The sequence below is a fragment of the Planomonospora sp. ID67723 genome (assembly GCF_015711605.1).
Lineage (GTDB): Bacteria > Actinomycetota > Actinomycetes > Streptosporangiales > Streptosporangiaceae > Planomonospora_A.
In genome coordinates this window covers 894,781-921,643 of record NZ_JABTEZ010000002.1, presented here as the reverse complement: position 1 = coordinate 921,643, position 26,863 = coordinate 894,781, and the positions used below count along the sequence as shown (strand labels likewise).

Genomic DNA, 26,863 nt, shown 5'->3' with positions numbered 1-26,863 from the left:
CGGCTTGATAGCCTCCCCCGGTGAACCGCATCCAGCTCGCCGACGGAATCCACGCCGCCTTCACCGACCGGCACGGCGGGACGAGCGCCGCGCCGTACGGCAGCCGCAACCTCGGCGGGGGCGTGGGCGACGACCCGGAGGCGGTGCTGCGCAACCGGGCCAGGACCGCCGCGGACCTCGGGGTCGACCCGGCGCGCGTGGTCATGATGCGACAGGTGCACGGCGCCGGCGCCCGCCATGTCACCGCCCCGTTCGGTGACGAGCCGCCCCCGCTGGACGCGGTCTGCACGGACGTGCCGGGACTCGCGCTGAGCGTGCTGGTGGCCGACTGCGCCCCGGTGCTGCTGGCCGATCCCGTCGCCGGGATCGTCGGCGCGGCCCACTCGGGCCGGCCCGGCACCATGGCCGGGGTGGTCCCCGCTCTGGTCGCGGCGATGGCGGAGCGCGGCGCCGAGCCCTCCCGGATGGTCGCGCTGATCGGACCGGCCGCGTGCGGGCTCTGCTACGAGGTCCCGGCGGAGATGCGGGCCTCGGTGGCCGAGGCGGTCCCGGAGACCTGGGCGACCACCCGGGCGGGCACGCCCGCGGTGGACCTGCGCGCGGGGATCACCGCGCAGCTCGTCAGGGCCGGAGTCGGCGACGTGCGCCACGACGCGCGCTGCACCATCGAGTCCCCCGAGCTGTTCTCCCACCGCAGGGAGCGCCCGACCGGCCGGTTCGCGGGCTACGTCTGGCTGGAGGGCTGAGGCCCGCCCCGGCCTCGCGTCACCCCGCGCGTTCGAGGATCACCACCGGGATCTCCCGGTCCGTCATCTCCTGGTAGTCCCGGTAGGACGGCATGGCCTCGACCATGAGCCGCCAGAGCCGCGGCCTCTCCCCCGCTCCGGCGGTCCGCGCGTTCGCGGCGAACTCCTCCGCACCGACCCGCACCACCACTCCGGGGTTCTCGGCCAGGTTGAGATACCACGCGGGATCGCCTGCCGCTCCCCTGTTGGAGGCGGTGACGACGTAGCGGTCGCCGTCCCTCACGTAGACCAGCACCGTACGGCGCAGTCTGCCCGACCGGCGGCCTCGGGTCGTCAGCAGCAGGTCGTCCACCCCCGCCCGGGGCCGCCCGTCCGTCTCCAGGAAGCGGCGGATGTGCTCGGCCACCCAGCCGTCCGGGTTGTCGAAGACCTCTTCCGCCCGGCCGCCGGAGCCGTCCGGTGCTTCTTCCGCCTTCGTCATCCCGCCTCCACGCCGAGGTGCGTGCGGTGGTGCTTCGGAGTGTCGATCTCGTCGAGCAGGGCGACCGCGAAGTCGGCGTAGGAGATGCGGCTCGCCGCCTCGGCCGGTGCCGTGCGGTAGCGGCCGGTGCGCCCGCCGCCGTGGTCGAAGTCGCCGGCCGGGCTGACGACCAGCCAGTCGAGAGCGGAGCCCGCGGCGCGCAGCGCCTCGTTCCCGGCCGCGTGCCCGAGGTAGAAGCCGCGGTACTCCTGCGGGTAGCCGGGGGTGTCCATCAGGAGCGTCCCGGACACGGTCTCCAGCACGGAGGCCAGCCCGACCACCAGCAGCCGGTCCACCCCTGCCCGGGCCAGCCCGCCGGTCAGGGCGCGGGCGGCGGCGGGGAAGAAGACCTCGGGCCGCGCGTCCAGGTCGGCCGCGGCGCTGATCGCGGCATCGTGCCCCGCCGCGAGCCGGGCGACGGCGTCCGCGTCCGTGACATCACCCGCGACGATCGGCACGCCTCCCTCCTCGGCGGCACCGCCTGTGACGACCGGCGCGCCGTCCCCGCCGGCGGCCCGGCCGGCGTCCGCCACCGCACCCCCGTACCGGGCCGGGTCGCGCACGACCGCGGTGACCCGGTGGCCACGGCGGCGGGCCTCCTCCACGGCCGCCCTTCCGGCCCTTCCGCCCGCCCCGAAGATGACGATCCTGCTCATGTCAGCACCTCGCGTCCCGTGGGCCGGACCCGGTCGCCGGCCGCTGCCCGGACGGTATCCGGCCCGGCGGTTACCTCCGGGTTACCGGCTACGGTGGAGTCGTGAGGAAGCCTCTCGACCCCGACATGTTCGACCCGGTGTGCCCCTCCGGCCTCACGCCGATCCGCGTCGGCGACAAGTGGGCAGGGATGATCATCCGCTGCCTGGAGGACGGGCCGCGCCGCTTCTCCGAGCTCCGTGTCCCCCTGCGGGGCGTCTCCGCGAAGGTGCTCACCCAGTCGCTGCGCTCCCTGGAGCGGGACGGGCTGGTGAGCCGGACGGCCCACGCCGATCCGGTGCAGCGGGTCGAATACGGGCTGACCCCGCTCGGCCGCAGCCTTCTCGGGCCGATGGACGCCCTGTGCGCCTGGACCGAGGAGCATTGGGACGAGCTTCTCGACGCGCGGGAGGCGTCCTCCCCTCCGGTCGTCCACGGCGGGGCCGGAGCCACCGGATCAGGGGTGACCGGAGCCGGGTGACTCCCGCCGCGCATCCGTAGGGCGCCGCTGACGGGGTGTTCACCCGCGCATCACCGCACCGGCGCCCCGCCAAAGGCCAGGCAACGTTGGTGCCGCCGATGGGAGGTTCCCCGTTGGCTGCTCTTCATGATCCCAGGATCGACCGCCCGAACCGAGAGCGATCGATCGGATACGATCAGTTGACGCTTCGATGATAACGAAGAGATCTTCGCGATATGCGAAGCGTCGGAGCTCGTGCGGCACCCGTCTTCCGCGCCGAAACGCAGGCACGACTCCTAGCCGCGCTCTGTCTTCGTACCGACCGGACCTGGACGCTCAACATCCCTCGCGCAAGAGCTGGGAGTCAGCCTCTCCGCTCTCCATCCAGAGACCCACCGCCTGGAAGAATCCGGCCTCCTGACCGCGACCACGATCGGCCGCTCACGGTCGATGAGCCGGCGCGACGAGGCGCGACGAGGCGCGACGAGCCCCCGGACCTTCTACCGGTGGCTGCGCGCAGCCACCGGGACGACACCGCTGCAGTGGTTGCTCGACCAGCGCCTGGCACGTGCCCGGAGGCTGCTCGAATCGACGGGCCTGCCGATCGCGAAGGTCGGGGAGCTGAGCGGGCTCGGCACGGCCGACAACCTCCGCCACCACTTCCTCAGGCAACTGGGTGTCTCCGGGCGACTGCCGGCGGGCCTTTCCCCGTGCGGTGAACGGCTGATCGCCTGTCCGTGCCCTGTGCCAGAGTGACCGGCATGTTCGCAATTACCGCACTGACAGAGGACGGTCACCGGCACGTCCGGGCAGACGCCGGGAGACTCGCCGAACTCGTCAACCGGCTGGGCGGTCGGCACAACAGGTTCCTGGTCGTCCAGCGGATCCCCGACCTGCCCGGTGTCTTCATTCAGGTATGGCACGAAGCCGGGGACGAATATGTGCTGGAACACCGCGACGGGGCACCTGACCGGCACTACCAGGCGATACTCGACACGCCCGAGCCGGTGGTCGCGGCCATGACCCGGTGGGCGCGCCTGGAGGACGAATGGGGCTCGGGCCTGAACTGGACCCGGCTGGACCTGGGCCTCCCTGAGCCTCCGCCCCCTCTCGAGCTTGACGAGGACGAGCGCAAGCGGCTCGATGCGCGGATCCGTGAAGTGATCGTGGGTGGTTACGCGACGCGGGCGCAGCTGGCCGAGATCGCGCAGGACTATCTCGTGTCAGGGGACCGCCGGCCGGTCTCTCCCGAACAGGCACGCCGGCTGGCGGACCGGCTGTGGCTGGAGCGCGTCGGGGAGCAGGCCTCCTGGGAGGGGGAGACGGACCCGGAGCGGCTCAGCCGGGCCTTCGCCCTCCTGGAGGCCGCAGGCATCACGGCGAGGGAGAACTTCACCTGCTGCCGTACCTGCGGTCAGGCGGAGATCGGGGCGGCGGGCGCACCGGACGCCCGGGGCTATGTCTATTTCCACAGCCAGTGCACGGACTCGGCCGCGGCCGGGCGCGGATTGGCACTCCTGTACGGCGGCTTCGACGGTTCACCGGATACGACGGCGTCCATCGGCCGGGAGGTCGTGGCCGCACTCGGGGAGACCGGCCTGTCGGCGGAGTGGAGCGGCGACCCCTCGCAGAGCATCACCGTCACCCCCCTCGACTGGCGCAGACGCCTCATCGGCTGAGGAGGCGCCCCTGGGAGTCGTCGGCCGGAGACGACGGCCCCGAGACCGTCGTGGGACGAGCCCGGGGCCGGGCTGTGCGCCACGGTCACACCTCTCCGGTCGTGAGGCCGGAGAGGCAGACGTCCCCGGGATCGCTCCGGGGCCGCGCGGGGGTCTCCCGGCTGCCGTGCTCACTGCTCCGCACTCGTCGGACCCGTCGAGCAGGACCGCCCGGACGGGTCGCCCGGCGTGATGCCGGCGCCGCGGCGGCCTGCACCGGGCGCTTCCCGATGCAGGTGTTCCGATCCGCCCGAGACGGCTACGGGTCGATGCCGGACGGCCGGGAAACGGCGACTCCCTCCGGAGGAGACCGTGTTAGCGTGATGACGTCCGTACTCCCTTGCCAGGATGGTCGGCGACCATCTTCCGGACAGTCAGGCGAGAGTCCTTGGAAATCACTCGTTGGGTCGCGGGCGGGACGGCCCTGGCCGCCGCGGCCGCCCTCACCCTGGTGCCCACCGGCCCCGCGCAGGCCTATCCCCAGGGCGTCTGCAGGGGGAGTTCGTTCCGCAAGGTGGCCTCCTATCCCCTTACGAAGGGGGCGAAGGGCGGGAAGGTGTACGGCACCGTCACGCTCTACCACAGCGAGCTCACCCGCAGGAAGTGCGCCATCACCCGGGTGGCGAGCCCCTACGTCGGGAAGACGAGCTACCTGTACGTCGCGCTCTTCGCGGACAAGAACGGGAACAAGAAGTACGACGGCCCCGACATCGGGGTCGCCAACGGCAGCACGCGCTACAAGTGGTACGCGGGCCCGGTCTACGCCTACGCCGACCGATTGTGCGTCCGGTTCACCGGGGCGATCCGGATCGGCTCCGAGCCCGTCGTCCACGGGGGCACGCCGGAAGGAAAGTGGATGCACTGCGGTTAGACGGCGATCCGCCCCGCGTGGATCGGGCCCGGCCCGTCATGCGTCGACGGACGTGAGCCCCGCCGGGCAGGCGGCCCTCACGGGGATCGGACCTCTCCGCGATCACGCGCCCCTGCCCCGGGCGCGGAAGGCCGCGGTCTTGACGCGGTTCTGGCATGCGGTGCAGCAGAACCGGCGGGTGCCGTTGCGGGACACGTCCACGTACACCCGGTCGCAGTGCGGCGCCGTGCACACACCGAGCCGGTCGTGGAACTCGCTCCCCAGCACGATCGCCAGCCCCGTGGCGCAGCTCGCCGCCCAGTCACCGGCCATGGTGCCGCCGGGGCCGTGGAAGTGCAGGTGCCACGGCTCCCCGTCGTGCCGTTCGAGCATCGGCCGCGCGCGCGTCTCCTGGAGCAGCGCGTTCACCTGCAGGGCCGCCGCGTCGATGTCCCCCGCCGCGACGGCGTCGAAGACCACGCGCAACCGGGTCGCGACCTCGGCGAGCTCGCCGGCCTCCTGCTCGGTGGCCTCCCGGTGGCCCGGATAGCCGGTCCGCAGTCCCTCGGTGGCGGCGGCGGCCAGATCGGGCGGCGGCGGCCAGGGGCGGCCGCGTCTCTCTCCGGGGGTCAGCTCGTTGACCAGGCCCACCGCCACCCGGACGATCGCATCAGCGTGACTGTTGAAATCCACTTGACCAGTTACATCCTCGGCTCTAGTTTGTGACTTGTGAAAGCTTAAACGACAGTCACAAGGAGGCCGTTGTGCTCACCCACGATGCCGCGCTCGAGTGGATCGCGCGCTGGGACCGCCAGCAGGAGGGCTATCTGCCCGACCGGGAGGAGCGCTTCACCGCGCTGATCGACGCCGTCGAGGCGCTGGGACGGCCCGACCCGCTGGTCATCGACCTGGGCTGCGGCCCGGGCTCGCTCTCCGCCCGCCTGCTGGAGCGGCTGCCGGGGGCGACGGTGGTCTCGGTCGACGCGGACCCGCTGCTGCTCGGTCTCGGCCGCGCCGCCTACCCCCGTCTCAGGTTCGTCCCCCTCGACCTGCGCACCCCCGGATGGACCGATTCCCTGGGCCTGGACCGGCCGGCCGACGCCGCGGTGAGCACCACCGCGCTGCACTGGATCTCCGAGTCCGAGCTGCCGAAGGTGTACGCCGAACTGGCCACCGTGCTCCGCCCGGGAGGCCTGCTGCTCAACGGGGATCATCTGGAGACCGACGACACCACTCCGGTCCTCGCCCGGCTCGAACGTGCCGTGCACGACCGGGCGACCGAGCGCAGGTTCGGCGGCCGGCGTCCCGAGGGATGGCGCGAGTGGTGGGACGCGGTCGCCGCCGACCCCGCCTTCGCCGAGCTGCACTCCGCACGCACCACCGCGGGCGCCGGCCACCACGGCTCGGAGTCCCCCCTGCTCTCCACGCATGTCGGCGCCCTCCTCGGCGCCGGTTTCGCCGAGGTCGGCTCCCTGTGGCAGCGCGGCAACAACCGGCTCCTCTGCGCCGTCCGCGCCTGAGCCGGGCAGCAGGAGCGGCGAGGTGCCGGCATCGGCCCAGACGGCGGGGTGGTCGGGGATTGCAGGGCGACGAGCGGCAGCCGTACCGGCCGATGGCGGCGGAGCGGCTCTAGTCCTGGCTGAGGAGCCCGTGCAGGCGGACGCGGGCCAGCCCGCCGTCGGGGTAGATGTCGACCCGGACGTGGGTGGCGGCCCGGGGGTTCTCGATGCGGAAGCGGTGCGGGGTGTCGGGCTGCAGGCGGGTCTTCGGCAGCAGCCCGAACTCCTCTCCGGAGGCGTCGATGCCGGTGAGCGAGACCCAGCCGGGGGCGTTGAACAGCAGGTTCGTGGTGTCGATCTCGGCGAGTTTGACGACGCCGGCGCCCGCGAGCCGGATGGTCAGCCAGTCGTTGCCGTCGTCGCGGCGGCGCGCGGTCTCCCAGCCCTCGGCCTGGTGCCGGGCCAGGCCCGGGGCGATGGCGTTGTTGGGTGAGGAGTAGAACTCGTTGGAGCAGGCGGTGACGAGCCCGCCGTTCTCCAGAGCGGCCAGGTCGAGGCCGAGGCCGTCGTAGAGCGACAGGTCGGGCCTGACCTCTCCGTGCACGCGCAGGCGGGCGATGCCGCCGTCGGGGAACATGTTCAGCCGGACGTGCGTGTAGCGGCGCTCGTCGGACACCTCGAAGCAGTGCTCGGCGTCGCCCTTGATGTCGCTCTTCGGGACGATCTCCACCCAGTCGGCGGCCTGCAGCTCGGCGACCGAGGGGTAGCCCTCGACCGCGGCCGCCTCGACGGAGGCGTGCGGCGGGTAGTTGCCCTTGAACCAGGCGGTGTCGATCACGACGCCGCGGATCACGCCGGGCAGGCCCAGGCGGACCAGTGCCCAGTCGTGGCCGGGCTCGCGGCGGCGCCGGGTCTCCCAGCCGTCGTAGACCTGGCCCTTGGCGCCGAAGGTCTCCGCCTGGAAGCCGGGCCGGCCGGGGCGGATCAGGCACTCCCTCTCGGCGAAGGACTCGTCGTTGGCCGCGACGACGGACCCGCCGAGGGTGCGCAGGGCCAGGTCGGGGAGGCGGGTGAACTCGCTCACGGAAGAGCCTTTCTGGTAGGCGGGAGACGGGCTGGTTCGCGGGAACGGCCTCCGCAGGCGGAGAGGCCGCTTTCGCCGGTACGGCTCCGCGCGGAGCGGTGCGGCGGGGTCTTCCCCTTCCGGGGCGGGCTCCGGTCCCGGCGAGGTGATCGCCGGGACCGGCGTCACAGGAGGTTCCCCTCGGGGACGTCCCGTACGGCCCGGCCGCGCAGCCACGTGGTGCGGACGATCCCGGACAGGGTCCTGCCGTGGTACGGCGTGACCGGGTTGCGGTGGTGCAGGGCGGACACGTCCACGGTGTGGCGGGCATCGGGATCGAAGGCGACCAGGTCGGCGTCGTTGCCCTCGGCGATGGCGCCCTTGCCGGCCAGCCCGGCCAGGGCCGCCGGGGCCCCCGCCATCCAGCGCACCACGTCACGCAGGCCGTGCCCGCGCCGGGAGGCCTCGGTCCAGACGGCGGTCAGGCCCAGCTGAAGGGAGGAGATCCCGCCCCAGGCGGCGGCGAAGTCGGGCACCTTCAGGTCCGGGGTGGACGGGGAGTGGTCGGAGACGACGCAGTCGAGCACTCCGCCGGCCAGGCCCCTCCAGAGCTCGTCGCGGTTGGCCTCGCCGCGGATCGGCGGGCAGCACTTGAACTGGGTCGCGCCCTCGGGCACCTCCTCCGCGGCCAGCGTGAGGTAGTGCGGGCAGGTCTCGGCGGTGATCCGCACGCCCTCGCGCCGGGCCTCGGCCAGCGGCTCCAGGCAGAGCGCGGACGACACGTGCAGGATGTGCGCCCGCACGCCGGTCTCCCGCGCCAGCGCGATGACCCGCTCGACGGCGCGCCGCTCGGACTCCCCCGGCCGCGAGCCGAGGAACTCGGCGTAGCCGGGCCCGGCCGGGTCGGCGAGCAGCGCCGGGTCCTCCGCGTGGACGACCAGCAGACCGTCGAAGGAGGCGATCTCGATCATGGCGGCTCGCAGCTCGTCCGCGCCGAGCGGCGGGAACTCGTCCACGCCCGACGGGGACAGGAAGCACTTGAACCCGTAGACGCCGGCCTCGTGCAGGGGGCGCAGGTCCGCCAGGTTGCCCGGGACCGCACCGCCCCAGAAGCCGGTGTCGACCACGCACTGCCCCGCCGCCGCGGCCCGTTTGACCGCCAGCGCGGCCACGTCCACGGTCGGCGGGAGCGAGTTGAGCGGCATGTCGACGATCGTGGTCACCCCGCCCGCGGCGGCGGCCCGGGTGGCGGAGGCGAAACCCTCCCAGTGGGTACGGCCCGGCTCGTTGACGTGCACGTGGGTGTCGACGAGGCCGGGGAGCAGCGCGACGTCGCCGAGGTCGACCCGCTCAGCCGAGTCCGGCGCGGCGTCGTGGGCGTGGATCCCGGCGATCCTGCCGTCCCGTACGGCGACCGCCGCGGGCCGCTCCCCGTCGGGCAGCACGGCCCTGCGGGAGGTGATGACCAGATCGTGCATGTGATGCTCCTTCGGTTTCCCTACGGCCCCGGCACGAGCCGGTCGGCCGCGAGTCCGGCGGCGAGGCGTTCGAGCAGCGGGCCGGCCTCGGCGATGCAGCGGGCGGTGTCGGGCTCGATGTCGGTGAGCGCGTAGGCGGCCTCGATGCCCGCCGCGCGCAGTTCGTCGTCGCCGAGGGTACGGCGGCCGCATACCGCGACGACGGGGACCCCGGCCTTGGCCGCGGCGGCGGCGACCCCGGCGGGGGCCTTGCCGCGGAGGGTCTGCTCGTCCAGGGAACCCTCGCCGGTGACGACCAGCCGGGCCCCGCCGAGCAGGTCGTGGAAGCCGAGCAGGTCGAGCAGGTACTCGATGCCGGGGCGGATCTCGGCGCGCAGGAAGGCGAGGGCGGCGAAACCCACTCCCCCGGCGGCCCCGGCCCCGGGCTGCCCGGCCACGCCCATGGGCCGGACGACGTCGTCGTGCTCGATCGCGCCGACCAGGCCGTGGGTGTGAGCGGCGACGGCGGCCAGGCGGGCGAGCGCGCCGTCGAGCAGCTTCACGTCCTCGGGCGAGGCGCCCTTCTGCGGGCCGTAGACGGCGGCGGCGCCGTACGGGCCGAGCAGGGGGTTGTCCACATCACTGGCGACGACGAACTCGACGCCGGCGGTCTCCAGGAGCCCGGAGGTGTCGATCTCGTCGAGCGCGCGCAGGGCGGCCCCGCCGGGCGGGAGCTCGCGGCCCTCGGCGTCGAGGAAGCGCACGCCCAGGGCCTGCATCATCCCGGCGCCGCCGTCGGTGCAGGCGCTGCCGCCCAGGCCGAGGACGACGCGGCGGGCGCCGCGCCGTACGGCGTGGGCGATCAGCTCGCCGGTGCCGCGGCTGGTCGCGGCGAGGGGGGCCAGCGCGACCCCGCCGTGCGCGGCCGGGCCCGCCTGGACGGGAGACCCCCCGGCCTCCGGGCCCTCCTGGCCTGAGCCGCCCGGGACGGCCGGAAGCCTGCGCAGGCCGGATGCTTCGGCGAGCTCGATGACAGCGGTCGGCACGTCCACCGCTCCGGCTCCGGAGGCTCCCGGTCCGGCGTCGCGCCAGGCGTAGACGGCGCGGACCGGCTCACCGACGGGGCCGGTGACCTCGATCTCGACGGGCTCGAACCCGCAGGCGACGACGGCCGCCACGGTGCCGTCGCCGCCGTCGGCGACCGGCAGCGCGACCGTGGCGACGCCGGGGCCGAGGCCGGCCGCGACACGGGCGGCGACCTCGGCCGCGGTCAGCGACCCCTTGAACTTGTCGGGGGCGATGACGACGTGGCCCGAGGACACAGCGGTCTCGGAAACCGGCATGAGACCGCCCGAGGACACAGCGGTCTCGGAAACCGGCCGGGGGTCACGCGACAGATCAGACAACCCTGCTCCCTGATGGAGAATGGGCGGACACGCGCCCCTGCCCGGTGCGAGCGGGCAGGGGCGCGTGCCGGAACCCGGTGTGATGGTGATCCATCATCACACCTGTTCGGGAACGGGTTCGAATTCCCTGACGGCGTCGATCGCCGGGCCGTGCGGGGTGTTCGCCTCGCGCTCGATCATGATCTCGACGAGCACCGGGCGGCTTGTCGCCCGGGCCTCCTTGCGCGCCCACTCGAGCGCGTCGCGGATGTCGGCCGGATCCAGGACGCGCCGGCCGGAGCAGCCGTACGCCTCCATGATCTTGACGTTGTCCGTGCCGTACTCGTCGTAGTGGATGTCGACCTGGTAGTTCATGTCGTACGGGATCGAGGCCTGGCGGATGAGGCCCAGATACTCGTTGTTGATCATGATGAGGACGAACGGCACGTTGTACTGCGCGCCGACCGCGAGCTCCTCCACCATGTACTGGAAGCCGTAGTCGCCGACGATCCCCACGACCTCGGCGTCCGGGTCGGTGTGCTTCAGCGCCTTCTTGACGCCGATCGCGGCCGGGATCTCCCAGCCCAGCGGGCCGGCCTGGCCGCAGATCTGGTAGTGCCTGGGCTTGTAGGCCTTCTGGTGCTGGCCGCCCCAGATCTGGTAGAGGCCGATGGCGGTGACGAAGTAGGTGTCCTCGCCGAAGACCTCGTTGATCTCCTTGTAGACCCGGGGAGCCTTGATCGGGATCGTGTCGAAGTCCTCGCGGCGGCCCAGGGTGGCCTTGAGCTGCCGGACCCGGGCGACCCAGTCCCCGGCCCCGCGACCCGCCCTCCGCTCCTTCGCCACCTTGACCAGTGCCTGGAGGAACAGCTTGGCGTCGGAGACGACGCCGAGGTCCGGCTCGAAGACCCGGCCGATCTGGGTCGGCTCGATGTCGACGTGGATGAACTTCCGGTCGCCGCGGTAGACGTCGAGCCTGCCCGTGTGCCGGTCCCCGAAGCGGGCGCCGACGGCCAGCACGAGGTCGGACTCCAGGAAGGAGGCGTTGCCGTACCGCTGGGAGGTCTGCACGCCGGTGATGCCGGAGAACAGCTCGTGGTCCTCGTCGAGCGCGCCCTTGCCCATCAGGGTGACCTGGACCGGGATGTTCAGGTACTCGGCGAGCTCGCGCAGCTCTCCGGCGGCCTCGGCGATGATCACGCCGCCGCCGGCCAGGATCAGCGGCCGCTCGGCGGCGAGCAGCAGGTCCAGGGCCTTCTCCACGCGCGGCAGATGCGGCTCGACGGCCGCGACCGGGAGCGGGGCGTCCAGCGCGGGGTCGTACTCGATGAGCTCCCTGGCCACGTCCACCGGGATGTCGATCAGGACCGGACCGGGCCGGCCGGACCGCGCGATCCGGAACGCCTCCCGGAAGATCCAGGGGGCGGTGGCGGCTTCCTTGATCTGCACGGCCCACTTGGTGACGGGCTTGGCGATCTCCACGATGTCGACCGCCTGGAAGCCCTCCTTGTCGAGCAGGGCGGTGGCCGCCTGGCCGGTGATGCACAGGATCGGGATCGAGTCGGCGAGCGCGGTGTACAGGCCGGTGATCATGTTGGTGCCGGCCGGACCGGAGGTGCCGATGGCGACGCCGACCCCGCCGTTGGTGCGGGCCCACCCGTCGGCCATGTGGGTGGCGCCCTCCTCGTGGCGGACGGTCAGGTGCTCGATGCCGCCGACCTCCTCCATCGCCTTGTACAGGGGGAGGATGGCCGCGCCGGGGCAGCCGAACGCCGTGTCGACGCCCTCGGACTTGAGGACTTCGACGACCGCGTTCATCGCGGGGATCTTCGCCATCAGTTGTCCCTTCCCGAGAGGCTCTCGGTGACCTTGAGGAGCGCGGAGTGGTCGAGGCCGCCGTGGCCCTGGGCGCGGGCGGCGGCGATGAGCTGGGCGACGAGCGCGCCCATGGGGATGGCCACCTCGGCGCCGCGGGCGGCGTCGAGGATGATGCCCATGTCCTTGTGGTGCAGGTCGATGCGGAAGCCCGGCTGGAAGTCGCGGGCGAGCATCGACTCGCGCTTGATGTCGAGGATGCGGCTGGCGGCCAGGCCGCCGGCGAGCACGTCGAGCCCGGCGGCGGCGTCCACGCCGGCCGCCTCCATCAGCACGATGGCCTCGGCGACGAGGGCGTAGGTGCCGCCGACGACGAGCTGGTTGGCGGCCTTGACGTACTGCCCGGCGCCCGCGGGGCCGACGAGCCTGAAGGTCCTGCCGACCGTCTCGAAGATCGGCGTCGCGGCGTCGAAGTCCTCCTGCGAGCCGCCGACCATGATGGACAGGACCGCGTCGACCGCGCCTTTCTCGCCGCCGGAGACCGGGGCGTCCAGCACGCGCAGCCCCCTGGCCGCGCCCTCGCGGGCGACCTTCTGCGAGGTCTGCGGGGTGATGGTGGAGAAGTCGATGTAGAGCGCGCCGGGCTCGGCGTTGTCGAGGATCTCAGGGAAGACGGCCTCGACCTGGGGGTCGGCCGGGAGCATGGTGATGATGACCTCGGCGCCCTTGACGGCCTCCGCGACGCTGCCCGCGCTCGCGCCTCCGGCGGCCCGGAGCCGGGCGAGGGCGTCCTGGCCGAGGTCGAAGCCGGTGACCTCGTGCCCGGCCCTGACCAGGTGCCCGGCCATGGGCGAGCCCATGATGCCGAGTCCGATGAATGCGATCCTGCTCAATGTGTTCTCCTCGCCCGGCGTCCGCCGGGTGCGTTCGGGGTTCCGGGTGCGTTCGGGGATGTCGTCATGCGAGCCGGTCCAGCGTCCGCAGCCAGCCGAAGTCCGGCTCGGCGTCCTTGTACTCCAGGCCGATCCAGCCGTCGTAGCCGTGCTCGGCGAGCACCGAGAACAGGCGGGTGAAGTCCAGTTCGCCGGTTCCGGGACGACCCCGGCCGGGGGTGTCGGCGATCTGCACGTGGCCGATCCGGCCCGCGTACCCGGCGATCACCGCCTCCAGGTCCTCGCCCATCCGGGCCAGGTGGTACAGGTCGCACAGGAACGCCACGTTCGGCTCTCCCACCCGGTCGATCACCTCGACCGCGGCCTTGGCGGAGACCAGTGGGTAGGACGGCGACTCGTAGGCGTTGAGCGCCTCCACCAGCACCGTCGCGCCGATTCCGGCGGCGGCCCTGGCGGCGGTCGCGAGGTTCTCTGCGGCCAGCTCGTCCTGCTGCGCCGGGTCCAGGCCGTCCACGCGGTTGCCGTACAGCGCGTTGAGCGACGTGCAGCCGAGCCGGCCGGCGATGCCGACGGCGACGTCGACGTTGTCGCGGAAGCGCGCGCTGTCGGCGGGCCGGGAAACCAGGCCGCGCCCGCCGGCGGCGATGTCGTCGGCGAAGTTGAGGCCGACGAGGTGCACGCCCGCGTCCCGGATCGCGCCGACGAAGGCGTCGACGTCCTTGTCGGACGGTACGGCCTCGGCGAACGGCCACCAGAACTCGACCCCGCCGAACCCGGCGGCCTTCACCGCCTCCGGCCGCCGCAGCAGCGGCAGGTCGGTGAAGAGGATCGAGGCGTTGACGTCGAACCGCGTCATGACGTCTTCTCCCTGTCTGTGTGAGCGTCCATGTCCATGTAGGCCTTCCAGCTACCGGACTCGGTGATGTCGTACAGCTCGGCGTGCGAGGTGCAGGGGCGGCGCAGGAGCATCGCGAACGAGGACGTGCCGTCCGCCAGCTCGATCACGCCGAGCTCCAGCTCGGGCGGCTCGGCGGGCATCAGCCGGTCACGCATGACGTCCATCGGGACGTCGTAGAGCTCCCCCTTGATCGCTGCCCCGCCGTGCGCCACCGGCGCCAGGCCGGGGCAGCGGTCGCCGACCGAGTAGAAGCGGTACTTGGGCGCCGTGGTGGTCTCCGCCACGAGGGGGGCGCCGTCGAGCAGGTGGTGCAGCGGACCGCCACGCATGGCGCCGCCGTTGAGGAACATCAAGGCCATCGCAGGCTCCTCCCGGGGTCGGATCGATCCGGTGGGGTGGGGCCCGTAGGTCTGCCGGAGGCGGCAGCGCGGTACCTCCCCGCTCCGGCTCAGGCGGAGCGTTCGGGTGTGTGATTCAGTACACAAGTCGCCCGGCTGTCCGGTCTAGCGGCAAGAAGTCCGAAGCTGTTCGGGGGTGGGCGCGGCAGGTTTGTGCGTTGGCACAATCGCGTCGCGGCCACCGGGTCCGCGGCTCAGCGGCTCAGCGGGACCTCCGGATGACGACGAAGCCGTCCCGGCCCTTGGAGCCCACCGTCTGGAGCGCGGTGGCCTCCAGCCGGGCGTCGTGCGCGATGTCCGCGAGGGCCCGGCGCACGCCCCGGACGCGCTCGTCGGGACTGTCCGGGTCGGTGACGGCGCCGTTTCGGATGACGTCGTCGATGACGATTCAGGTGAGTGATCGCACCGCTTGGCGAAGGGCCGGACCGGTTCCGCCGAGAGGTCATCTCTCTTCCGCCGCGGCGGGCTCGCGCAGGGTCCGCGCCAGCAGCCAGCTCAGGGCGGGCATCGCGATCAGCGGGGTGAGGGCCGTCTGCAGGGAGGTGGCATCGGCGACGGCGCCGATGAGCGGGCCTGCCAGACCGCCGACACTGACGGTCAGGCCCAGGGTGACGCCGCCGGCGGTGCCGACGCGGGTGGGGAGGTAGTCCTGGGCGAGGGTGACCTGGAGGGAGAACGGGATGTAGAGGCCGATGGAGGTCAGCGCCGCGAACAGATAGATCGCCGGGCCCGGGACGAGCACGATCCCCGCGACGGCGGCGACGCTGACCAGATACGACGTGCGTACCACCCTGACCCTGCCCCACCGGTCGGCCAGGCTGCCGCCCAGCACGGTGCCCACCGCGCCGCCCAGATACAGCACGGACAGCGCCGCGGTGCCCGCCGCCGTACCGCCGCCCGTGCGCGCGGACGCGTACAACGCGATGAACGTGCTCAGGCCGACGAACACGATGGACCGGCACGCCACCACCAGCGAGAGCCGTACGAACGAGGCCACATCGTCGCGCCCCGCCGGTGACGCGCCGCGGGCGGACGGACGCACCGACGTGCTCAGCGCGCGCAGGACGGGCAGGCACAGCAGGCTGCCGACCAGCGCCGGTACGGCCAGCAGCGGTGTGAGCCGCAACCCGCCGGTGGCGACGACGGCGACCAGGAGCGGCGCGGCGGCGAAGCCGAGGTTGCCGCCGAGGGAGAACCACCCCATCGCGGTGTGGCTCCCGTCGGCGGCGATCCGCGCCACACGGGCGGACTCGGGGTGGTAGGCGGCGATCCCGATCCCGGACACGGCCACCAACGCCAACGTCAGCGGGTAGGAGCCGCCGAGGCCGCTCAGCGCGATCCCCAGCCCGCTGAGGAGCGTGCCGGCGGGCAGCAGCCAGGGCAGCGCCCACCGGTCCGTCACCGCGCCGAACAGCGGTTGCGCCACCGACGACAGCAGCGATGCGGCGAGCACGATCCCCGAGGCCGCGGCGTAGGCGTAGGCACGTTCGGCCACCAGGAAGGGGACGAGCGCCGTCACGGCCCCCTGGTAGACGTCCACGCAGGCATGGCCGGCCGACAGCATGATGATCGGTTTGTTCTTCGGCACAGCGGCATGCTCGCCGTTTCGGCCCGTGTCGTGCTTCCAATAAGCTGCCGATCGATGACGGAAATCCGCCACCAGCCGCTCGCGCCGACCCGCGCCCAGCAGCTGGCGTCCGGAGTCGTCATCGACGCCCACCGCCACGACGACCACCAGATCGTCTACGCCGCCCGGGGCGTGCTGGCCGTCACGACCGGCGCGGGGACGTGGATCGCCCCGGCCACCCGCGCCATCTGGGTGCCCGCCGGGACCGTCCACGCCCACCAGGCCCACGGTGAGCTCGAACTTCACCTGGTCGGCCTGCCCGCGGCCGACAACCCGCTCGGCCTGAACGAGCCGGCCGTACTGAGCGTCGCCCCGCTGCTCCGCGAGCTGATCCTGGCCTATACCCGCGCCCCGCACGGCGACAGCCCGGAGCGCGGGCGGCTCCGGGCCGTCCTGCTCGACCAGCTTCGGTCCTCACCCCAGCAGCCCCTGCACCTGCCCACCCCCACCGATCCGCGGCTGCGGGCGCTGTGCGCGATCGTGCGCGCCGATCCCGCCGGCAACCGCACCCTGGCCGCCCTCGGCGGGCAGGTCGGTGCCAGCGAGCGGACGCTGTCGCGGCTCTTCAGGACCGACCTCGGCATGACCTTCCCGCAGTGGCGCACCCAACTGCGGCTCCACCACGCCCTGATCCTGCTGGCCGGCGACGTCCCGGTGACCGCCGTGGCGCACCTGTGCGGCTGGTCGTCCGCCAGCGCGTTCATCGACGTCTTCCGCCGTGCCTTCGGGCATACCCCGGGATCCTTCGGGCGCACCCCGGGAGCCCCGGGAGCCCGTCAGACGTGAACCTCCGGACGGCCCTCCCCCGGGGCGTTCAGGCGGCCTCACCGGGGACGCCCAGGCGGGTGAGTCCGGCCGGCGGGGTCTGGCCCGCGGGGTGGATGGGACCGGCGGTCCGTGTGAGGGGCAGGCCGGTTCCGCCGCGGCGCAGGGCGACGAACTCCGCGGCGATGGACAGGGCGGTCTCCTCGGGGGTACGGGCGCCCAGGTCGAGGCCGATGGGTGAGCGCAGTCGCGCCAGTTCCCCCTCGCTCAGACCGGTCGCGCGCAGGCGGGCCATGCGGTCGGCGTGGGTACGGCGTGAGCCCATCGCCCCCACGTAGGCGACCGGGAGCCGGAGCGCGACCTCCAGCAGCGGTACGTCGAACTTGGCGTCGTGGGTGAGGACGCAGACCACGGTCCGGGAATCGACCCGTGTGCGGGCGAGGTAGCGGTGCGGCCAGTCGACGACGACCTCGTGGGCGTCGGGGAAACGGCGCGGGGTCGCGAAGACGGGCCGGGCGTCGCAGACGGTGACGTGGTAGCCCAGGAAGCGGCCGGCGCGGGTGAGCGCGGCGGCGAAGTCGATGGCGCCGAAGACGAGCAGCCGGGGCGGGGGCGCATAGGTCTCGGCGAATACGGTGATCTCCCGGTCGCCGCAGCCGAGGGTGCGCACGCCGGTGAGCCCGGCGTCGAGCATGGCCAGCGCCTCGGGCGCGACGACATCGGTCACGGATTCACCCGTGAGACCGGGGACGTCGCCGAGAACCCGGTCCTCGAAGACCGCGAGCACACCCGTTCCGGGATACGTGCTGTCACCGGCGCTCCCGGCCGGACCGGCGCCGTCGAGAGTGCGGACGATCGCAACGGGGTCGCCCCGCCGTACCGCCTTCAGGGCCGCGGCGAGCACCGGGGCCGCGGGCGAGGCGGGCGGGACCGGCCAGACGAGCACCTCGATGATCCCGCCGCAGGTCAGGCCCACGGTGAAGGCGTCGGCGTCGGAGTAGCCGAAGGTGTGCCGGACCGGTTCCCCGGTCCGGATCGCCTCCCGGCAGAGCTCGTAGACCGCACCTTCCACGCAGCCGCCGGAGACGCTGCCGACGGCCTCCCCCTCGTCGTTCACCGCGAGTGCGGCCCCCGGCTGCCGGGGAGCGCTCCCCCCTGTTCCGATCACGGAGGCGACCGCGAACGCGCGTCCCTCCTCAAGCCAGCCGAGCAGGTCGTCGGCGAGTTCACGCATGGGAGGAACCTCCGGTCGTCACAGGGGACGGGCCGCCCGCCGCACGGCGGGCGGCCCGGGAGACTTACGCCGCGGTCAGCCGAGGAGCTGCTCGATCGCGCCGATGCCGAAGTATCCGACGAAGATCGCACTGATCACCCAGAGGAGCCAGTGGATCTGGTCGAACCGGCCGCGGGCGGCCTTGATCACCGTGTAGGCGATGACGCCGGCGCCGACTCCGTTGGTGATGGAGTAGGTGAAGGGCATCAGCGCGATGGTGAGGAAGGCCGGGATGGCCAGGTCGATGTCGTCCCATTCGATCTTGCGGGCGGCGGTCATCATCAGGGCGCCGACCAGGACCAGGGCGGGGGCCGCGGCCTGGGCGGGCACGACGGCCGCCAGCGGGGTCAGGAACATCGCTCCGGCGAAGAGCGCGCCGGTCACCAGGCTGGCGAGGCCGGTGCGAGCGCCCTCCCCGACTCCGGCGGCCGACTCGACCACGATGGTGTTGGCGGAACCGCCGGTGGCGCCGCCGATGATGGCGCCGAAGCCGTCGATCGTCAGGATCTTGCCGACGCCCCGGATCCGGCCCTGGTCGTCGGTCAGCCTGGCCTCCTCGCCGACGCCGAGGATGGTCCCCATCGCGTCGAAGAAGCCGGACAGCACGAGGGTGAACAGCACCACCGTGGCGGTGAGCACGCCGGCGGCGCCGAAGCCGCCGAACAGGTCCACGTCGAACAGCAGGCTGAAGTCCGGCGTGGAGACGATCTTCTCGGGGAGCTCCGGCGTGACCACGCCGGGCCACTTCACCCCGTCCACCAGCGCGTTGATCACGATGGCCAGCGCGGTGGCGGCCACGATGCCGATCAGGATCGCGCCGGGGATGCGCCGGACGAACAGGGCGAACATCAGCAGCAGACCGACACAGAAGACCACGATCGGCCAGCCTGCGAGCCGCCCGCCGGCGCCGAGGGTCACCACGGTGCCCTCGCCGCGGCCGACGAACCCGGCGTCCACCAGGCCGATGAGCGCGATGAACATGCCGATGCCGACGCCGATGGCGTGCTTGAGCGGGGTGGGGATGGCGTCCATGATCAGCTGGCGGATGCCGGTGAGCGCGAAGAGCACGATCACCACGCCCTCCAGCACGACCAGGCCCATGGCCTGGTTCCACGTCATGTGCGGGGCGGCCTGGAAGGCCACGACGGGGGCGATGCCGAGCCCGGAGGCGAGGGCGAAGGGGGCGTTGCCCACCACGCCCATCAGGATCGTGGTGATCGCGGCGGAGAGGGCGACCGCCGTGGTGAGCTGGGGGACGGTCATCGCGGCGCCGGTCACGTCCTTGGCGCCGCTGAGGATGATGGGGATGAGCAGGATGATGTAGGCAACGGCCACGAACGTGGTGATGCCGCCACGAACCTCCCTGGCGACCGTGGTCCCCCGACCGGTGAGGTCGAAGAAGCGGTCGATCCAGGTCCGGGAGGCCCCGGAGGCGTCGATCGCCTCGGGGTCCTCGCCGGAGGGCCGGGTTTGCAGCTGGGTCATGGTCGGGCCCTCCCAAGGGCGTAGTCGACCCACGGAGGGACCCCGGTGGCCGGACCGGGGTCGTCCGCATGGTTCGAGGGGGTGCGGTTGTGGGGTCTCTCCCGTTCACCCACGGGGGGTGGGAGCGTCCTGTGGATCTCCTTGCCCGCCGCGGTCGCCCGGACGGCGGGGATTCACAGGGCGCCCCTAAAACGCTCGCTAGTCAGCATAAATCCTGACAAAGAGTGCGTTTTCGGATACGAGTGAGGGCTGCCCCTGTTGGTCAACTGCTTCCGGTGATGTGCTCCGGACGAACCGGCACTCGGGTGAGTGCGAGACCCGTGGCGTCGCGGATGGCCGCGACGATCGCGGGCGTGGAGGAGAGCGTGGGTGGCTCCCCTGCGCCGCGCAGCCCGTATGGGGCCCGCGGATCGGCGTTCTCCAGGATTTCCAGGCGCATGGGCGGCATGTCGAGGATGGTGGGGATCAGGTAGTCGGTGAACGACGGGTTGCGTACCTTCCCGTCGGCGACCACGATCTCCTCCATCACCGCCAGGCCGAGGCCCTGCGCGGTGCCGCCGTGGATCTGCCCCTCCAGCGAGAGGCGGTTGAGGACCTTGCCGACGTCCTGGACGGCGGCGAGCTCCACGACCTTCACCAGGCCGAGCTCGACGTCGACGTCCACCACGGCCCGGTGGACGCACAGGGCGAGCTGCGTGTGCGAGTCCCCCCGGCCGGTCACGGGGTCCATGCCCGTGGTCGGCTCGTGGTGGTACTCGCGGGTCTCCTCGACGACGGAGTCGCCGAGGACGTCTTCGATGGAGGCGAGCACGCCGGCGCTCTCCGAGACGACCTTGCCGCCGGTCAGCGACAGCTCGCCGAGAGTGTCGAGGGGGCGGCCCAGCCTGGCGGCCGCCAGGGCGAACACGCGCTCCCGCACGGCCCGGCAGGCCGTCATCACCGCGCCGCCGGTCATGTACGACTGGCGCGAGGCGGAGCTGGAGCCGGCGTCGCCGACCTGGTTGTCGGCCGGATGGATGACGACCCGCTCGACTCCCAGCTCGGTGCGGGCGATCTGCGCCTCCAGCGTGACCAGCCCCTGGCCGACCTCGGCCGCGGCGGTGTGCACCAGCGCGACGGCCTCGCCGCCGACGACCTCCAGGCGGACCCGGGCGGTGGAGTAGTCGTCGAAGCCCTCGGAGAAGCAGATGTTCTTCAGGCCCACGCCGTACCCGACGCCGCGCCGTACGCCCTCGCCGTGCGTGGTCTGCGAGGCGCCGCCGGGCAGGTTGCGGATGTCGGCGGGGTCCAGCGGCGGCGGCATGGGCAGCTCGCGCGCCTGCTGGAGCATCTCGGCCATCGGCAGCGGAGCCCAGATCACCTGGCCGGTGGCCAGCTCGCTGCCCTGGGAGGCGGCGTTGACCTGCCGGACGGTGACCGGGTCGAGCCCGCAGGCCTCGGCGAGCTTGTCCATCATCGACTCGTAGGCGAAGCACGCCTGGACCGCGCCGAAGCCGCGCATCGCGCCGCACGGCGGGTTGTTGGTGTACACGCCGTAGGCGTCGATCCTGACGTTCGGGATGACGTACGGCCCCACGCCCAGCGAGGCGGCGTTGCCGACCACGTTCATCGTCGCGGAGGTGTAGGCGCCGCCGTCCAGGAGGATCTCCACGTCGGCGTAGAGGATCTTCCCGTCCCGGGTGGCGCCGTACTCGTAGCGCATCTCGGCCGGGTGGCGGTGCACGTGTCCGAAGAACGACTCGTACCGGTTGTAGACGATCTTGACGGGCCGGCCGGTGCGCAGGGCGAGCATGGCCGCGTGGATCTGCATCGACAGGTCCTCGCGCCCGCCGAAGGCCCCGCCGACGCCCGAGAGCGTCATGCGGATCTTCTCCTCGGGCAGGCCCAGGCAGGGCGCGATCTGCTTGAGGTCGTTGTGCATCCACTGGGTGGCCACGTACAGGTCCACCCCGCCGTCCTCGGCCGGTACGGCCAGGCCGGACTCCGGCCCGAGGAACGCCTGGTCCTGGATGCCGACCCGGTACTCGCCGGAGACGACCACCTCGGCGCGGGCCTTGGCCGCCTCCACGTCGCCGACCCGGACCGGCTGGTGGCGGGCGAGGTTGCCGCGCGGCTGGACCTGCGGATAGGCGGGGTCGAAGGCGGCCCTGCGGGCGTCGGTGAGCGGCTCCAGGACCTCGTACTCGATCCGGATCTTCTCCATCGCCCGGCGCGCGGTCTCCGGGTGGTCGGCCGCCACCAGCGCGATCGGCTCGCCCTGGTGGCGCACCTCGTCGAAGGCGAGGACCGGCTGGTCCCAGGTGTGGTCCAGGCCGAAGTGCTTGCGGCCGGGGACGTCCTCGTGGGTGAGCACGGCCGCCACGCCGGGGTGGGCCAGGGCCTCGGCGACGTCGATCGAGACGATCCTCGCGCGCGGGTGCGGGCTGCGCAGCGTCGCGCCCCAGAGCATGCCGTCGATCCACAGGTCGGAGGAGTAGGCGAACTCTCCCTTGACCTTCAGCGTGCCGTCGGGGCGCAGCGGGCTGTCGCCCACTCCCCCGGTCCCGGGGGCCGCGATGTCACGCGGCGCGCGCACCGGCGTGGCGCTCATGTTCTCTCCTGCGTCAGACGTGGGGGGATCACTCGTGAACCTCCTTGGCGGCGGTGAAGCCCTGCTCCTCGGCCAGGCGCAGCAGGCGGCGGTGGGCCTCGGCGCCTGCCCGGCCGAGCGCGTCCTGGGCGACCGTGCGCAGCTCGTCGTCCTCGACGATCGTCTCGCCGCCCACCAGCAGGCGGGCCAGCGGTGGCTGGCGGGTGGCGAAGACCAGGCCGGCGACCGGGTCGGTGATCGCCGAGGCGAAGGCGCCGTCGGTCCGCCACAGAGCGATGTCGGCGAGCTTGCCGGGCTCCAGGGTGCCCAGCTCGTCGGCCCTGCCGAGGTTCTTCGCGCCGCCGAGGGTGGCCATCTCCAGGGCCTGGCGGGCGGTCAGCGCGGTGGGACCGTACCTCGCCCGCTGGAAGAGCATGGCCTGGCGCATCTCGCCGGAGAGCGTGGTCAGCTCCGAGGAGGCGTTGCCGTCCACGCCGAGGCCGACGATCGCGCCCCGCTTGAGCATCTCCGAGACCCTGGCGATGCCCGCGCCGAGGCGGCCGTTGGAGCTGGGGCAGTGCGCCGATCCGGTGCCCGTCTGGGCGAAGGCGTCGATGTCGGCGTCGCTCAGGTGGATGGCGTGGGCGAACCACACGTCCGGGCCGAGCCAGCCCAGCTTCTCCATGTAGTCGACCGGGCGCATGCCGACCTGCTCCAGCAGGTGCTCCTCTTCGTCGAGCGTCTCGGCGAGGTGGGTGTGCAGGCGCACGCCCTTGGCCCGGGCCAGCTCGGCGGCCTCGACCATCAGCTCCGCGCTGACCGAGAACGGCGAGCACGGGCCGATCGCCACGCGCAGCTTCGAGGAGAAGGAGGCGTCGTGGTAGGTGTCGACCGCCTTCTCGCTCTCGGCGAGGATCTCCTCGTGCTTCTCGACCACCACGTCCGGCGGCAGGCCTCCCCGAGACTTGCCCCGGTCCATCGAACCGCGCACCGGGTGGAAGCGGATGCCCAGCTCGCCGGCGGCCTCGATCTCCGCGGCGAACAGGTCGCCGCGTCCCTTGGGGAAGACGTAGTGGTGGTCGGAGGAGGTGGTGCAGCCGGACAGGGCCAGGAAGCCCAGCCCCGCCCCGGCCGCACCCTTGACGACCTCGGCGTCCATGGCCGCCCACACCTGGTAGAGCGCCACCAGCCACTCGAACAGCGTGGCGTCCTGGGCGAGCCCCTGGGAGGCCCACTGGTACAGGTGGTGGTGGGTGTTGACCAGGCCGGGGGTGGCCAGGCAGCCGGTGCCGTCGATCCGGGTGGCGCCCGGGATCGCCGGGGCAGGACCGGCCCCGAGCGCCACGATCCTGTCGCCCTCGACGTGGATGAAGCCGGAGGGGATCTCCGCTCCCGCCACCGGGGCGATGTACGCGTTCTCGATCAGAATGGTCTTCACGACGCGGCCGCCTTGCGCGCGGCGGCGAGCCGTACCGCGTCGAGGATCTTCTCGTAGCCGGTGCAGCGGCACAGGTTGCCCGCCAGGGCCTCGCGGATCTCGGCGTCCGAGGGCTGTTCGACCCGCTCGATCAGGTCGTGGGCCTGGACGACGAGGCCGGGAGTGCAGAAGCCGCACTGGACGGCGCCGCACTCCACGAACGCCTCCTGGACCGGGTCGAGCCGGTCGCCGTCGGCCAGCCCTTCGACCGTGCGGACCTCGCGGCCCTCCGCCTGGCCGGCCGCGACCAGGCAGGCGCAGACCGGGGTCCCGTCGAGGTAGACGGTGCAGGAACCGCACTCGCCCTGCTCGCAGGCGTTCTTGGAGCCGGGCAGGCCCACGCGCTCGCGCAGCACGTACAGGAGGCTCTCGCCCTCCCACACGTCGTCGGCCGTCTCCCGGCGCCCGTTCACGGTGAAGGTGACGCGCATCAGCCGGCCCTCCTTTCGAAGTGTCCGGACCGGAACTCGTTCCAGGCCCAGGTCAGGGTGCGGCGTGCCATCACGCCGATGGCGTGGCGGCGGTAGTCGGCGGTGCCGCGCACGTCGTCGATCGGGGAGGCGGCCTGCGCGGCCAGCTCCCCGAAGCGGGCGAGCACCGCGGGGTCGAGACGGGCGTCCCAGTCGAGCTCGGCGGCGAGGAACTCCTCGGCGGCCAGGGCCCGGCGGGGCGTCGGGGCGGCCGAGCCGATGCCGGTGCCGACCCTGCACTCGGCGGGGTGCAGCGCGATCGCGAAGGAGCAGACCGCGATCACCATGGCGTTGCGGGTGCCGACCTTGGAGAAGTACTGCGGGCCGGTGGCCGGGCTCATCCAGAAGGCCCGGATCAGCTCGTCCGGCTCCAGCGCGCTGCGCTTGACGCCGAGGTAGAACTCGGCGGCGGGGATCATCCGCACACCGCGGGCGGCGGACTCGACCTCGATGACCGCGTCACCGGCCAGCAGCGGGGGGTGGCTGTCCCCGGCGGGCGAGGCCGCGCCGAGGTTGCCGCCCACGGTGCCCCGGTTGCGGATCTGGGGCGAGCCGACCGTACGCGCGGCCTGCGCCAGACCGGGCAGCCGGTTCCCGAGCTCGGCGATCAGCCGCACGTACGGCACGCCCGCGCCGACCCTGAGCCGGCCGCCGGGTTCGGAGGTCCACCCGGCCAGCTCGGTGACCCGGTTCAGGTCCAGCAGCGCGGCCGGGCGGTGGATGTCGAAGTTGAGCTCGACCATCACGTCGGTGCCGCCCTGGATGGGCACCGCCTCCGGCCGGTCCGCCTTGGCGGCCAGCGCCTCCGCCCACGTGGTGGGCCGCAGGAAATCCATCGTGGTCACTCCCAGGCGAAGCAGGCGTCGGGGGCGTCGTCGGTGAGCACGGAGCCCTCGATCAGCCCGTAGGGTCGGTCGGCCGCGTAGAAGACCTCGTTCGGGTTGTCCATCCCGAAGGGTTCGAGGTCGACCAGGAAGTGGTGCTTGTTCGGCATCGCCATGCGCACCTCGCAGACCTCCCTGCGGGTGTTCAGCACCCGCTTGCCCATGGCGTAGAGGGTCTGCTGCAGGGAGAGGCTGTGGGTCTCGGCGAAGGCCTCCAGCAGGCAGCGCCGTACCTCGGCGTAGGACTTGCCGAAGGACGAGCCGTCCGAGACGTGCCGCCAGCGGGCGGAGACGGCGGTCGCGAGGATGCGGTCGGCGGTCGGCTTCAGGGTGGTGTACTCGTCCTCGATGTAGCCGTGGAACTCCGAGCCGGTCGAGTTGAGCACCACCAGGTCCTTCAGACCGGAGACCACGGTGGTGCGGCCGTCGCGGTCGTGGTGGACGACGCAGGTGCGGATCTCCCGGCCGGAGCGGACGAAGGAGTGCTGCTTGTCGCGCAGGCCGAGGTGGGGTCCGTCGGAGACCGGGATCCGGTCCCAGAAGTACTCCTCGATCTCCACGCGGGCGTGGTGGATGGAGGGCTGGGAGTCCACGTAGTGGCGGGCCAGCAGGAGGGCGAAGTCCTCGATCTGGTCGACGCCGTACTTCCTCGCGAAGGCGTAGGCGGTGTTCTTCTGCGTGTCGGTCGGCAGCACCGAGGCGTTGTCGCCCGTCAGGTGCACGTCCTCCATGTCACCGGAGAGCGCGGAGCTGACGTTGATGTCCTTGATGTGGTGGACCCCGCCGTCCCTGACGACGCGGACCACGCGGGTCTCCGCCTTGCCATAGCGGTTGGGCCCGAGAACGACGGTCATGTGCTAGCTCCCTCGATACGTCGAATAGGCGAACGGGCTGAGCAGCAACGGCACGTGGTAATGCTCATCCGGATCACCGATCGTGAACGTGATGGACACCTCCGGGTAGAAGGCCTCCACCCCCCGCGCGGCGAAGTAGGCGCCGGTGCCGAACACCAGCCGGTGGACGCCCGCCCCCGGCGACCAGCCCGAGAGCCGGCCGTCGGCGTCGGTGTGCCCTTCCGCGACCACCGCCCACTCATTCCCCGCACCGTTTGCCGCACCGTTTCCCGGCCCGCTCTCCAGCCGTACGGCCACGCCCGCCGCGGGCCTGCCGAGCGCCGCGTCCAGCACGTGGGTGGACAGGCTCACGACTGGCCTCCCAGCAGCTTCGCCATGCGCAGGCGGGTGATCTTGGCGAGCTCCGCGCGGACCACCTCGCGTTCGGTGTCCTCGTCGTTCTGCAACCGCTCCCGCAGGCGGGTCAGCATCTCCTCGGCCGACAGGCCGGTGGCGCAGACCAGGTAGACGTGGCCGAAGCGCTCCTCGTAGGCGAGGTTGCCCTCGGCGAGCCCGTCGAGCACGGCCTGCGCGGCCGCGTCCACCCCGGACTGCTCCTGGCGGGACCAGGCGGACTCCCTGCCGGCCCCGCCGGCGCGCTCCCCGATGCGGGGGTGCGCCTCCAGCGCCTCCTGCACGTCGGACCAGCCCAGGTCGTTGACGGCGGCATCGGCCACCGCGGTCAGCTGGGCGAGGTCGCGGTAGGGGCGCAGCGCCGCCACGGTGCGGGCGAAGGCCCGGGACGCGCAGCACGTCAGCAGTTCGGCCTCGGCGTCGGCGAGGCCGAGCGCGTTGAAGCCGGCCAGCCTCGCAGCCGGTGCTGCGGATTTCACGTTCGGCATGGCAGCAGTACACACACCCGTGCCCGGCCCGGTCCAGCAGCAAGAACTCCGAAGTGGGTCAGAGCTTCACCCCGGGTTTTCGTGTCATGCTCCAAGGCTCCACCGGCCGCGTGTCGTCTCCTCGTCGTCTCCTCGTCGTCTCCGTGTCGTCTCCGCCTCGTCCGCGTGTCATGCCCGCGCCGT

At 72.6% G+C, this 26,863-nt stretch carries 27 protein-coding genes; 7 read left to right on the top strand and 20 right to left on the bottom strand.

Annotation, left to right across the window (positions count from 1 at the left end; all coding sequences use genetic code 11):
• The first annotated feature begins 20 nt into the window (after positions 1–20).
• Positions 21–746, top strand: coding sequence for a peptidoglycan editing factor PgeF (gene pgeF, locus HS041_RS16835; protein WP_374058852.1), 726 nt, complete (start codon positions 21–23; stop codon positions 744–746).
• Between the two features lie 19 nt (positions 747–765).
• Here pgeF and HS041_RS16830 read toward each other — a convergent pair whose 3' ends face one another.
• Both HS041_RS16830 and HS041_RS16825 read right to left on the bottom strand, forming a co-directional pair.
• Positions 766–1,227, bottom strand: a complete 462-nt coding sequence (locus HS041_RS16830) for a nitroreductase/quinone reductase family protein (RefSeq protein WP_196441621.1) — start codon at positions 1,225–1,227, stop codon at positions 766–768.
• The gene (locus HS041_RS16825; protein ID WP_196441620.1) at positions 1,224–1,922 is read right to left on the bottom strand and encodes an NAD(P)-dependent oxidoreductase; all 699 of its coding nucleotides are present in this window, start codon (positions 1,920–1,922) and stop codon (positions 1,224–1,226) included. The genes HS041_RS16830 and HS041_RS16825 overlap by 4 nt, the downstream gene beginning before the upstream one ends.
• Positions 1,923–2,023: 101 nt before the next feature.
• On the opposite strand from HS041_RS16825, the gene HS041_RS16820 reads away from it, so the two are divergent.
• The 4 genes from HS041_RS16820 (at position 2,024) to HS041_RS16805 (ending at position 5,008) form a co-directional block, all read left to right on the top strand.
• Positions 2,024–2,440 (top strand): winged helix-turn-helix transcriptional regulator, encoded by a 417-nt coding sequence (locus tag HS041_RS16820; RefSeq protein ID WP_307845328.1) that lies wholly within the window; start codon positions 2,024–2,026, stop codon positions 2,438–2,440.
• Between the two features lie 429 nt (positions 2,441–2,869).
• The gene (locus tag HS041_RS38390) at positions 2,870–3,175 is read left to right on the top strand and encodes a helix-turn-helix domain-containing protein (RefSeq protein WP_230879095.1); all 306 of its coding nucleotides are present in this window, start codon (positions 2,870–2,872) and stop codon (positions 3,173–3,175) included.
• Positions 3,176–3,180: 5 nt separating this feature from the next.
• Positions 3,181–4,098, top strand: a complete 918-nt coding sequence (locus tag HS041_RS16810; RefSeq protein ID WP_196441619.1) for a DUF6891 domain-containing protein — start codon at positions 3,181–3,183, stop codon at positions 4,096–4,098.
• A 427-nt stretch (positions 4,099–4,525) separates the two neighbouring features.
• Positions 4,526–5,008 carry a hypothetical protein gene (locus HS041_RS16805; RefSeq protein ID WP_196441618.1) on the top strand — a complete coding sequence of 161 codons (483 nt, stop codon included), beginning with the start codon at positions 4,526–4,528 and terminating at the stop codon, positions 5,006–5,008.
• 102 nt (positions 5,009–5,110) lie between these two features.
• On the opposite strand, the gene HS041_RS16800 is transcribed toward HS041_RS16805, so the two are convergent.
• A complete protein-coding gene (locus HS041_RS16800) occupies positions 5,111–5,680 on the bottom strand; it encodes a CGNR zinc finger domain-containing protein (protein ID WP_196441617.1) in 570 nt (189 codons plus the stop codon).
• Positions 5,681–5,751: 71 nt separating this feature from the next.
• Between HS041_RS16800 and HS041_RS16795 the strand changes: the two genes are divergently transcribed.
• Positions 5,752–6,507, top strand: a complete 756-nt coding sequence (locus tag HS041_RS16795) for a class I SAM-dependent methyltransferase (protein WP_196441616.1) — start codon at positions 5,752–5,754, stop codon at positions 6,505–6,507.
• A 109-nt stretch (positions 6,508–6,616) separates the two neighbouring features.
• Here the strand turns inward: HS041_RS16795 and alc are convergent, their stop codons facing one another.
• The 8 genes from alc to HS041_RS16755 all read right to left on the bottom strand — a co-directional run bounded on the left by alc (position 6,617) and on the right by HS041_RS16755 (position 15,983).
• Positions 6,617–7,570 (bottom strand): allantoicase, encoded by a 954-nt coding sequence (gene alc, locus HS041_RS16790; protein WP_196441615.1) that lies wholly within the window; start codon positions 7,568–7,570, stop codon positions 6,617–6,619.
• 164 nt (positions 7,571–7,734) lie between these two features.
• The gene (allB, locus tag HS041_RS16785) at positions 7,735–9,027 is read right to left on the bottom strand and encodes an allantoinase AllB (RefSeq protein WP_196441614.1); all 1,293 of its coding nucleotides are present in this window, start codon (positions 9,025–9,027) and stop codon (positions 7,735–7,737) included.
• 20 nt (positions 9,028–9,047) lie between these two features.
• On the bottom strand, positions 9,048–10,349 hold the full coding sequence (locus tag HS041_RS16780; protein ID WP_196441613.1) for a glycerate kinase: 1,302 nt from the start codon (positions 10,347–10,349) through the stop codon (positions 9,048–9,050).
• Between the two features lie 159 nt (positions 10,350–10,508).
• The gene (gcl, locus tag HS041_RS16775; protein WP_196441612.1) at positions 10,509–12,227 is read right to left on the bottom strand and encodes a glyoxylate carboligase; all 1,719 of its coding nucleotides are present in this window, start codon (positions 12,225–12,227) and stop codon (positions 10,509–10,511) included.
• Positions 12,227–13,099: a 2-hydroxy-3-oxopropionate reductase gene (locus HS041_RS16770; RefSeq protein WP_196441611.1), complete on the bottom strand. Its 873-nt coding sequence runs from the start codon at positions 13,097–13,099 to the stop codon at positions 12,227–12,229. The genes gcl and HS041_RS16770 overlap by 1 nt, the downstream gene beginning before the upstream one ends.
• A gap of 64 nt (positions 13,100–13,163) precedes the next feature.
• On the bottom strand, positions 13,164–13,955 hold the full coding sequence (locus HS041_RS16765) for a hydroxypyruvate isomerase family protein (RefSeq protein ID WP_196441610.1): 792 nt from the start codon (positions 13,953–13,955) through the stop codon (positions 13,164–13,166).
• Positions 13,952–14,356, bottom strand: a complete 405-nt coding sequence (locus tag HS041_RS16760; RefSeq protein WP_196441609.1) for an allophanate hydrolase-related protein — start codon at positions 14,354–14,356, stop codon at positions 13,952–13,954. Before HS041_RS16760 ends, HS041_RS16765 begins: the two co-directional genes overlap by 4 nt.
• Before the next feature lie 481 nt (positions 14,357–14,837).
• Positions 14,838–15,983, bottom strand: coding sequence for an MFS transporter (locus HS041_RS16755; RefSeq protein ID WP_307845327.1), 1,146 nt, complete (start codon positions 15,981–15,983; stop codon positions 14,838–14,840).
• Between the two features lie 54 nt (positions 15,984–16,037).
• Between HS041_RS16755 and HS041_RS16750 the strand changes: the two genes are divergently transcribed.
• Positions 16,038–16,808 carry an AraC family transcriptional regulator gene (locus HS041_RS16750; RefSeq protein ID WP_196441608.1) on the top strand — a complete coding sequence of 257 codons (771 nt, stop codon included), beginning with the start codon at positions 16,038–16,040 and terminating at the stop codon, positions 16,806–16,808.
• A gap of 28 nt (positions 16,809–16,836) precedes the next feature.
• On the opposite strand, the gene HS041_RS16745 is transcribed toward HS041_RS16750, so the two are convergent.
• The 9 genes from HS041_RS16745 to uraD all read right to left on the bottom strand — a co-directional run bounded on the left by HS041_RS16745 (position 16,837) and on the right by uraD (position 26,680).
• The gene (locus HS041_RS16745; RefSeq protein ID WP_196441607.1) at positions 16,837–18,021 is read right to left on the bottom strand and encodes an XdhC family protein; all 1,185 of its coding nucleotides are present in this window, start codon (positions 18,019–18,021) and stop codon (positions 16,837–16,839) included.
• Between the two features lie 75 nt (positions 18,022–18,096).
• On the bottom strand, positions 18,097–19,545 hold the full coding sequence (locus tag HS041_RS16740; RefSeq protein ID WP_196441606.1) for an NCS2 family permease: 1,449 nt from the start codon (positions 19,543–19,545) through the stop codon (positions 18,097–18,099).
• A gap of 262 nt (positions 19,546–19,807) precedes the next feature.
• A complete protein-coding gene (gene pucD, locus HS041_RS16735) occupies positions 19,808–22,135 on the bottom strand; it encodes a xanthine dehydrogenase subunit D (RefSeq protein ID WP_196441605.1) in 2,328 nt (775 codons plus the stop codon).
• 28 nt (positions 22,136–22,163) lie between these two features.
• The gene (locus tag HS041_RS16730) at positions 22,164–23,552 is read right to left on the bottom strand and encodes an 8-oxoguanine deaminase (RefSeq protein WP_196441604.1); all 1,389 of its coding nucleotides are present in this window, start codon (positions 23,550–23,552) and stop codon (positions 22,164–22,166) included.
• Positions 23,549–24,022, bottom strand: a complete 474-nt coding sequence (locus tag HS041_RS16725; protein WP_196441603.1) for a (2Fe-2S)-binding protein — start codon at positions 24,020–24,022, stop codon at positions 23,549–23,551. The genes HS041_RS16730 and HS041_RS16725 overlap by 4 nt, the downstream gene beginning before the upstream one ends.
• Positions 24,022–24,897: an FAD binding domain-containing protein gene (locus HS041_RS16720; protein WP_196441602.1), complete on the bottom strand. Its 876-nt coding sequence runs from the start codon at positions 24,895–24,897 to the stop codon at positions 24,022–24,024. Before HS041_RS16720 ends, HS041_RS16725 begins: the two co-directional genes overlap by 1 nt.
• A gap of 5 nt (positions 24,898–24,902) precedes the next feature.
• On the bottom strand, positions 24,903–25,799 hold the full coding sequence (pucL, locus tag HS041_RS16715; RefSeq protein ID WP_196441601.1) for a factor-independent urate hydroxylase: 897 nt from the start codon (positions 25,797–25,799) through the stop codon (positions 24,903–24,905).
• A 3-nt stretch (positions 25,800–25,802) separates the two neighbouring features.
• Complete coding sequence (gene uraH, locus HS041_RS16710; RefSeq protein WP_196441600.1) at positions 25,803–26,150, bottom strand: hydroxyisourate hydrolase; 348 nt, start codon at positions 26,148–26,150, stop codon at positions 25,803–25,805.
• Positions 26,147–26,680, bottom strand: coding sequence for a 2-oxo-4-hydroxy-4-carboxy-5-ureidoimidazoline decarboxylase (gene uraD / locus HS041_RS16705; RefSeq protein ID WP_196441599.1), 534 nt, complete (start codon positions 26,678–26,680; stop codon positions 26,147–26,149). The genes uraH and uraD overlap by 4 nt, the downstream gene beginning before the upstream one ends.
• Positions 26,681–26,863 lie beyond the last annotated feature (183 nt).

What these genes read in the sequence shown, in the direction of transcription:
- HS041_RS16830 (WP_196441621.1), bottom strand. Translation starts at nt 1,227, where the DNA reads ATGACGAAGGCGGAAGAAGCACCGGACGGCTCCGGCGGCCGGGCGGAA.
- HS041_RS16825 (WP_196441620.1), bottom strand. Translation starts at nt 1,922, where the DNA reads ATGAGCAGGATCGTCATCTTCGGGGCGGGCGGAAGGGCCGGAAGGGCG.
- HS041_RS38390 (WP_230879095.1), top strand. Translation starts at nt 2,870, where the DNA reads ATGAGCCGGCGCGACGAGGCGCGACGAGGCGCGACGAGCCCCCGGACC.
- HS041_RS16810 (WP_196441619.1), top strand. Translation starts at nt 3,181, where the DNA reads ATGTTCGCAATTACCGCACTGACAGAGGACGGTCACCGGCACGTCCGG.
- allB (WP_196441614.1), bottom strand. Translation starts at nt 9,027, where the DNA reads ATGCACGATCTGGTCATCACCTCCCGCAGGGCCGTGCTGCCCGACGGG.
- HS041_RS16780 (WP_196441613.1), bottom strand. Translation starts at nt 10,349, where the DNA reads ATGCCGGTTTCCGAGACCGCTGTGTCCTCGGGCCACGTCGTCATCGCC.
- gcl (WP_196441612.1), bottom strand. Translation starts at nt 12,227, where the DNA reads ATGGCGAAGATCCCCGCGATGAACGCGGTCGTCGAAGTCCTCAAGTCC.
- HS041_RS16765 (WP_196441610.1), bottom strand. Translation starts at nt 13,955, where the DNA reads ATGACGCGGTTCGACGTCAACGCCTCGATCCTCTTCACCGACCTGCCG.
- HS041_RS16760 (WP_196441609.1), bottom strand. Translation starts at nt 14,356, where the DNA reads ATGGCCTTGATGTTCCTCAACGGCGGCGCCATGCGTGGCGGTCCGCTG.
- HS041_RS16750 (WP_196441608.1), top strand. Translation starts at nt 16,038, where the DNA reads ATGACGGAAATCCGCCACCAGCCGCTCGCGCCGACCCGCGCCCAGCAG.
- HS041_RS16745 (WP_196441607.1), bottom strand. Translation starts at nt 18,021, where the DNA reads ATGCGTGAACTCGCCGACGACCTGCTCGGCTGGCTTGAGGAGGGACGC.
- HS041_RS16740 (WP_196441606.1), bottom strand. Translation starts at nt 19,545, where the DNA reads ATGACCCAGCTGCAAACCCGGCCCTCCGGCGAGGACCCCGAGGCGATC.
- pucD (WP_196441605.1), bottom strand. Translation starts at nt 22,135, where the DNA reads ATGAGCGCCACGCCGGTGCGCGCGCCGCGTGACATCGCGGCCCCCGGG.
- HS041_RS16725 (WP_196441603.1), bottom strand. Translation starts at nt 24,022, where the DNA reads ATGCGCGTCACCTTCACCGTGAACGGGCGCCGGGAGACGGCCGACGAC.
- HS041_RS16720 (WP_196441602.1), bottom strand. Translation starts at nt 24,897, where the DNA reads ATGGATTTCCTGCGGCCCACCACGTGGGCGGAGGCGCTGGCCGCCAAG.
- pucL (WP_196441601.1), bottom strand. Translation starts at nt 25,799, where the DNA reads ATGACCGTCGTTCTCGGGCCCAACCGCTATGGCAAGGCGGAGACCCGC.
- uraD (WP_196441599.1), bottom strand. Translation starts at nt 26,680, where the DNA reads ATGCCGAACGTGAAATCCGCAGCACCGGCTGCGAGGCTGGCCGGCTTC.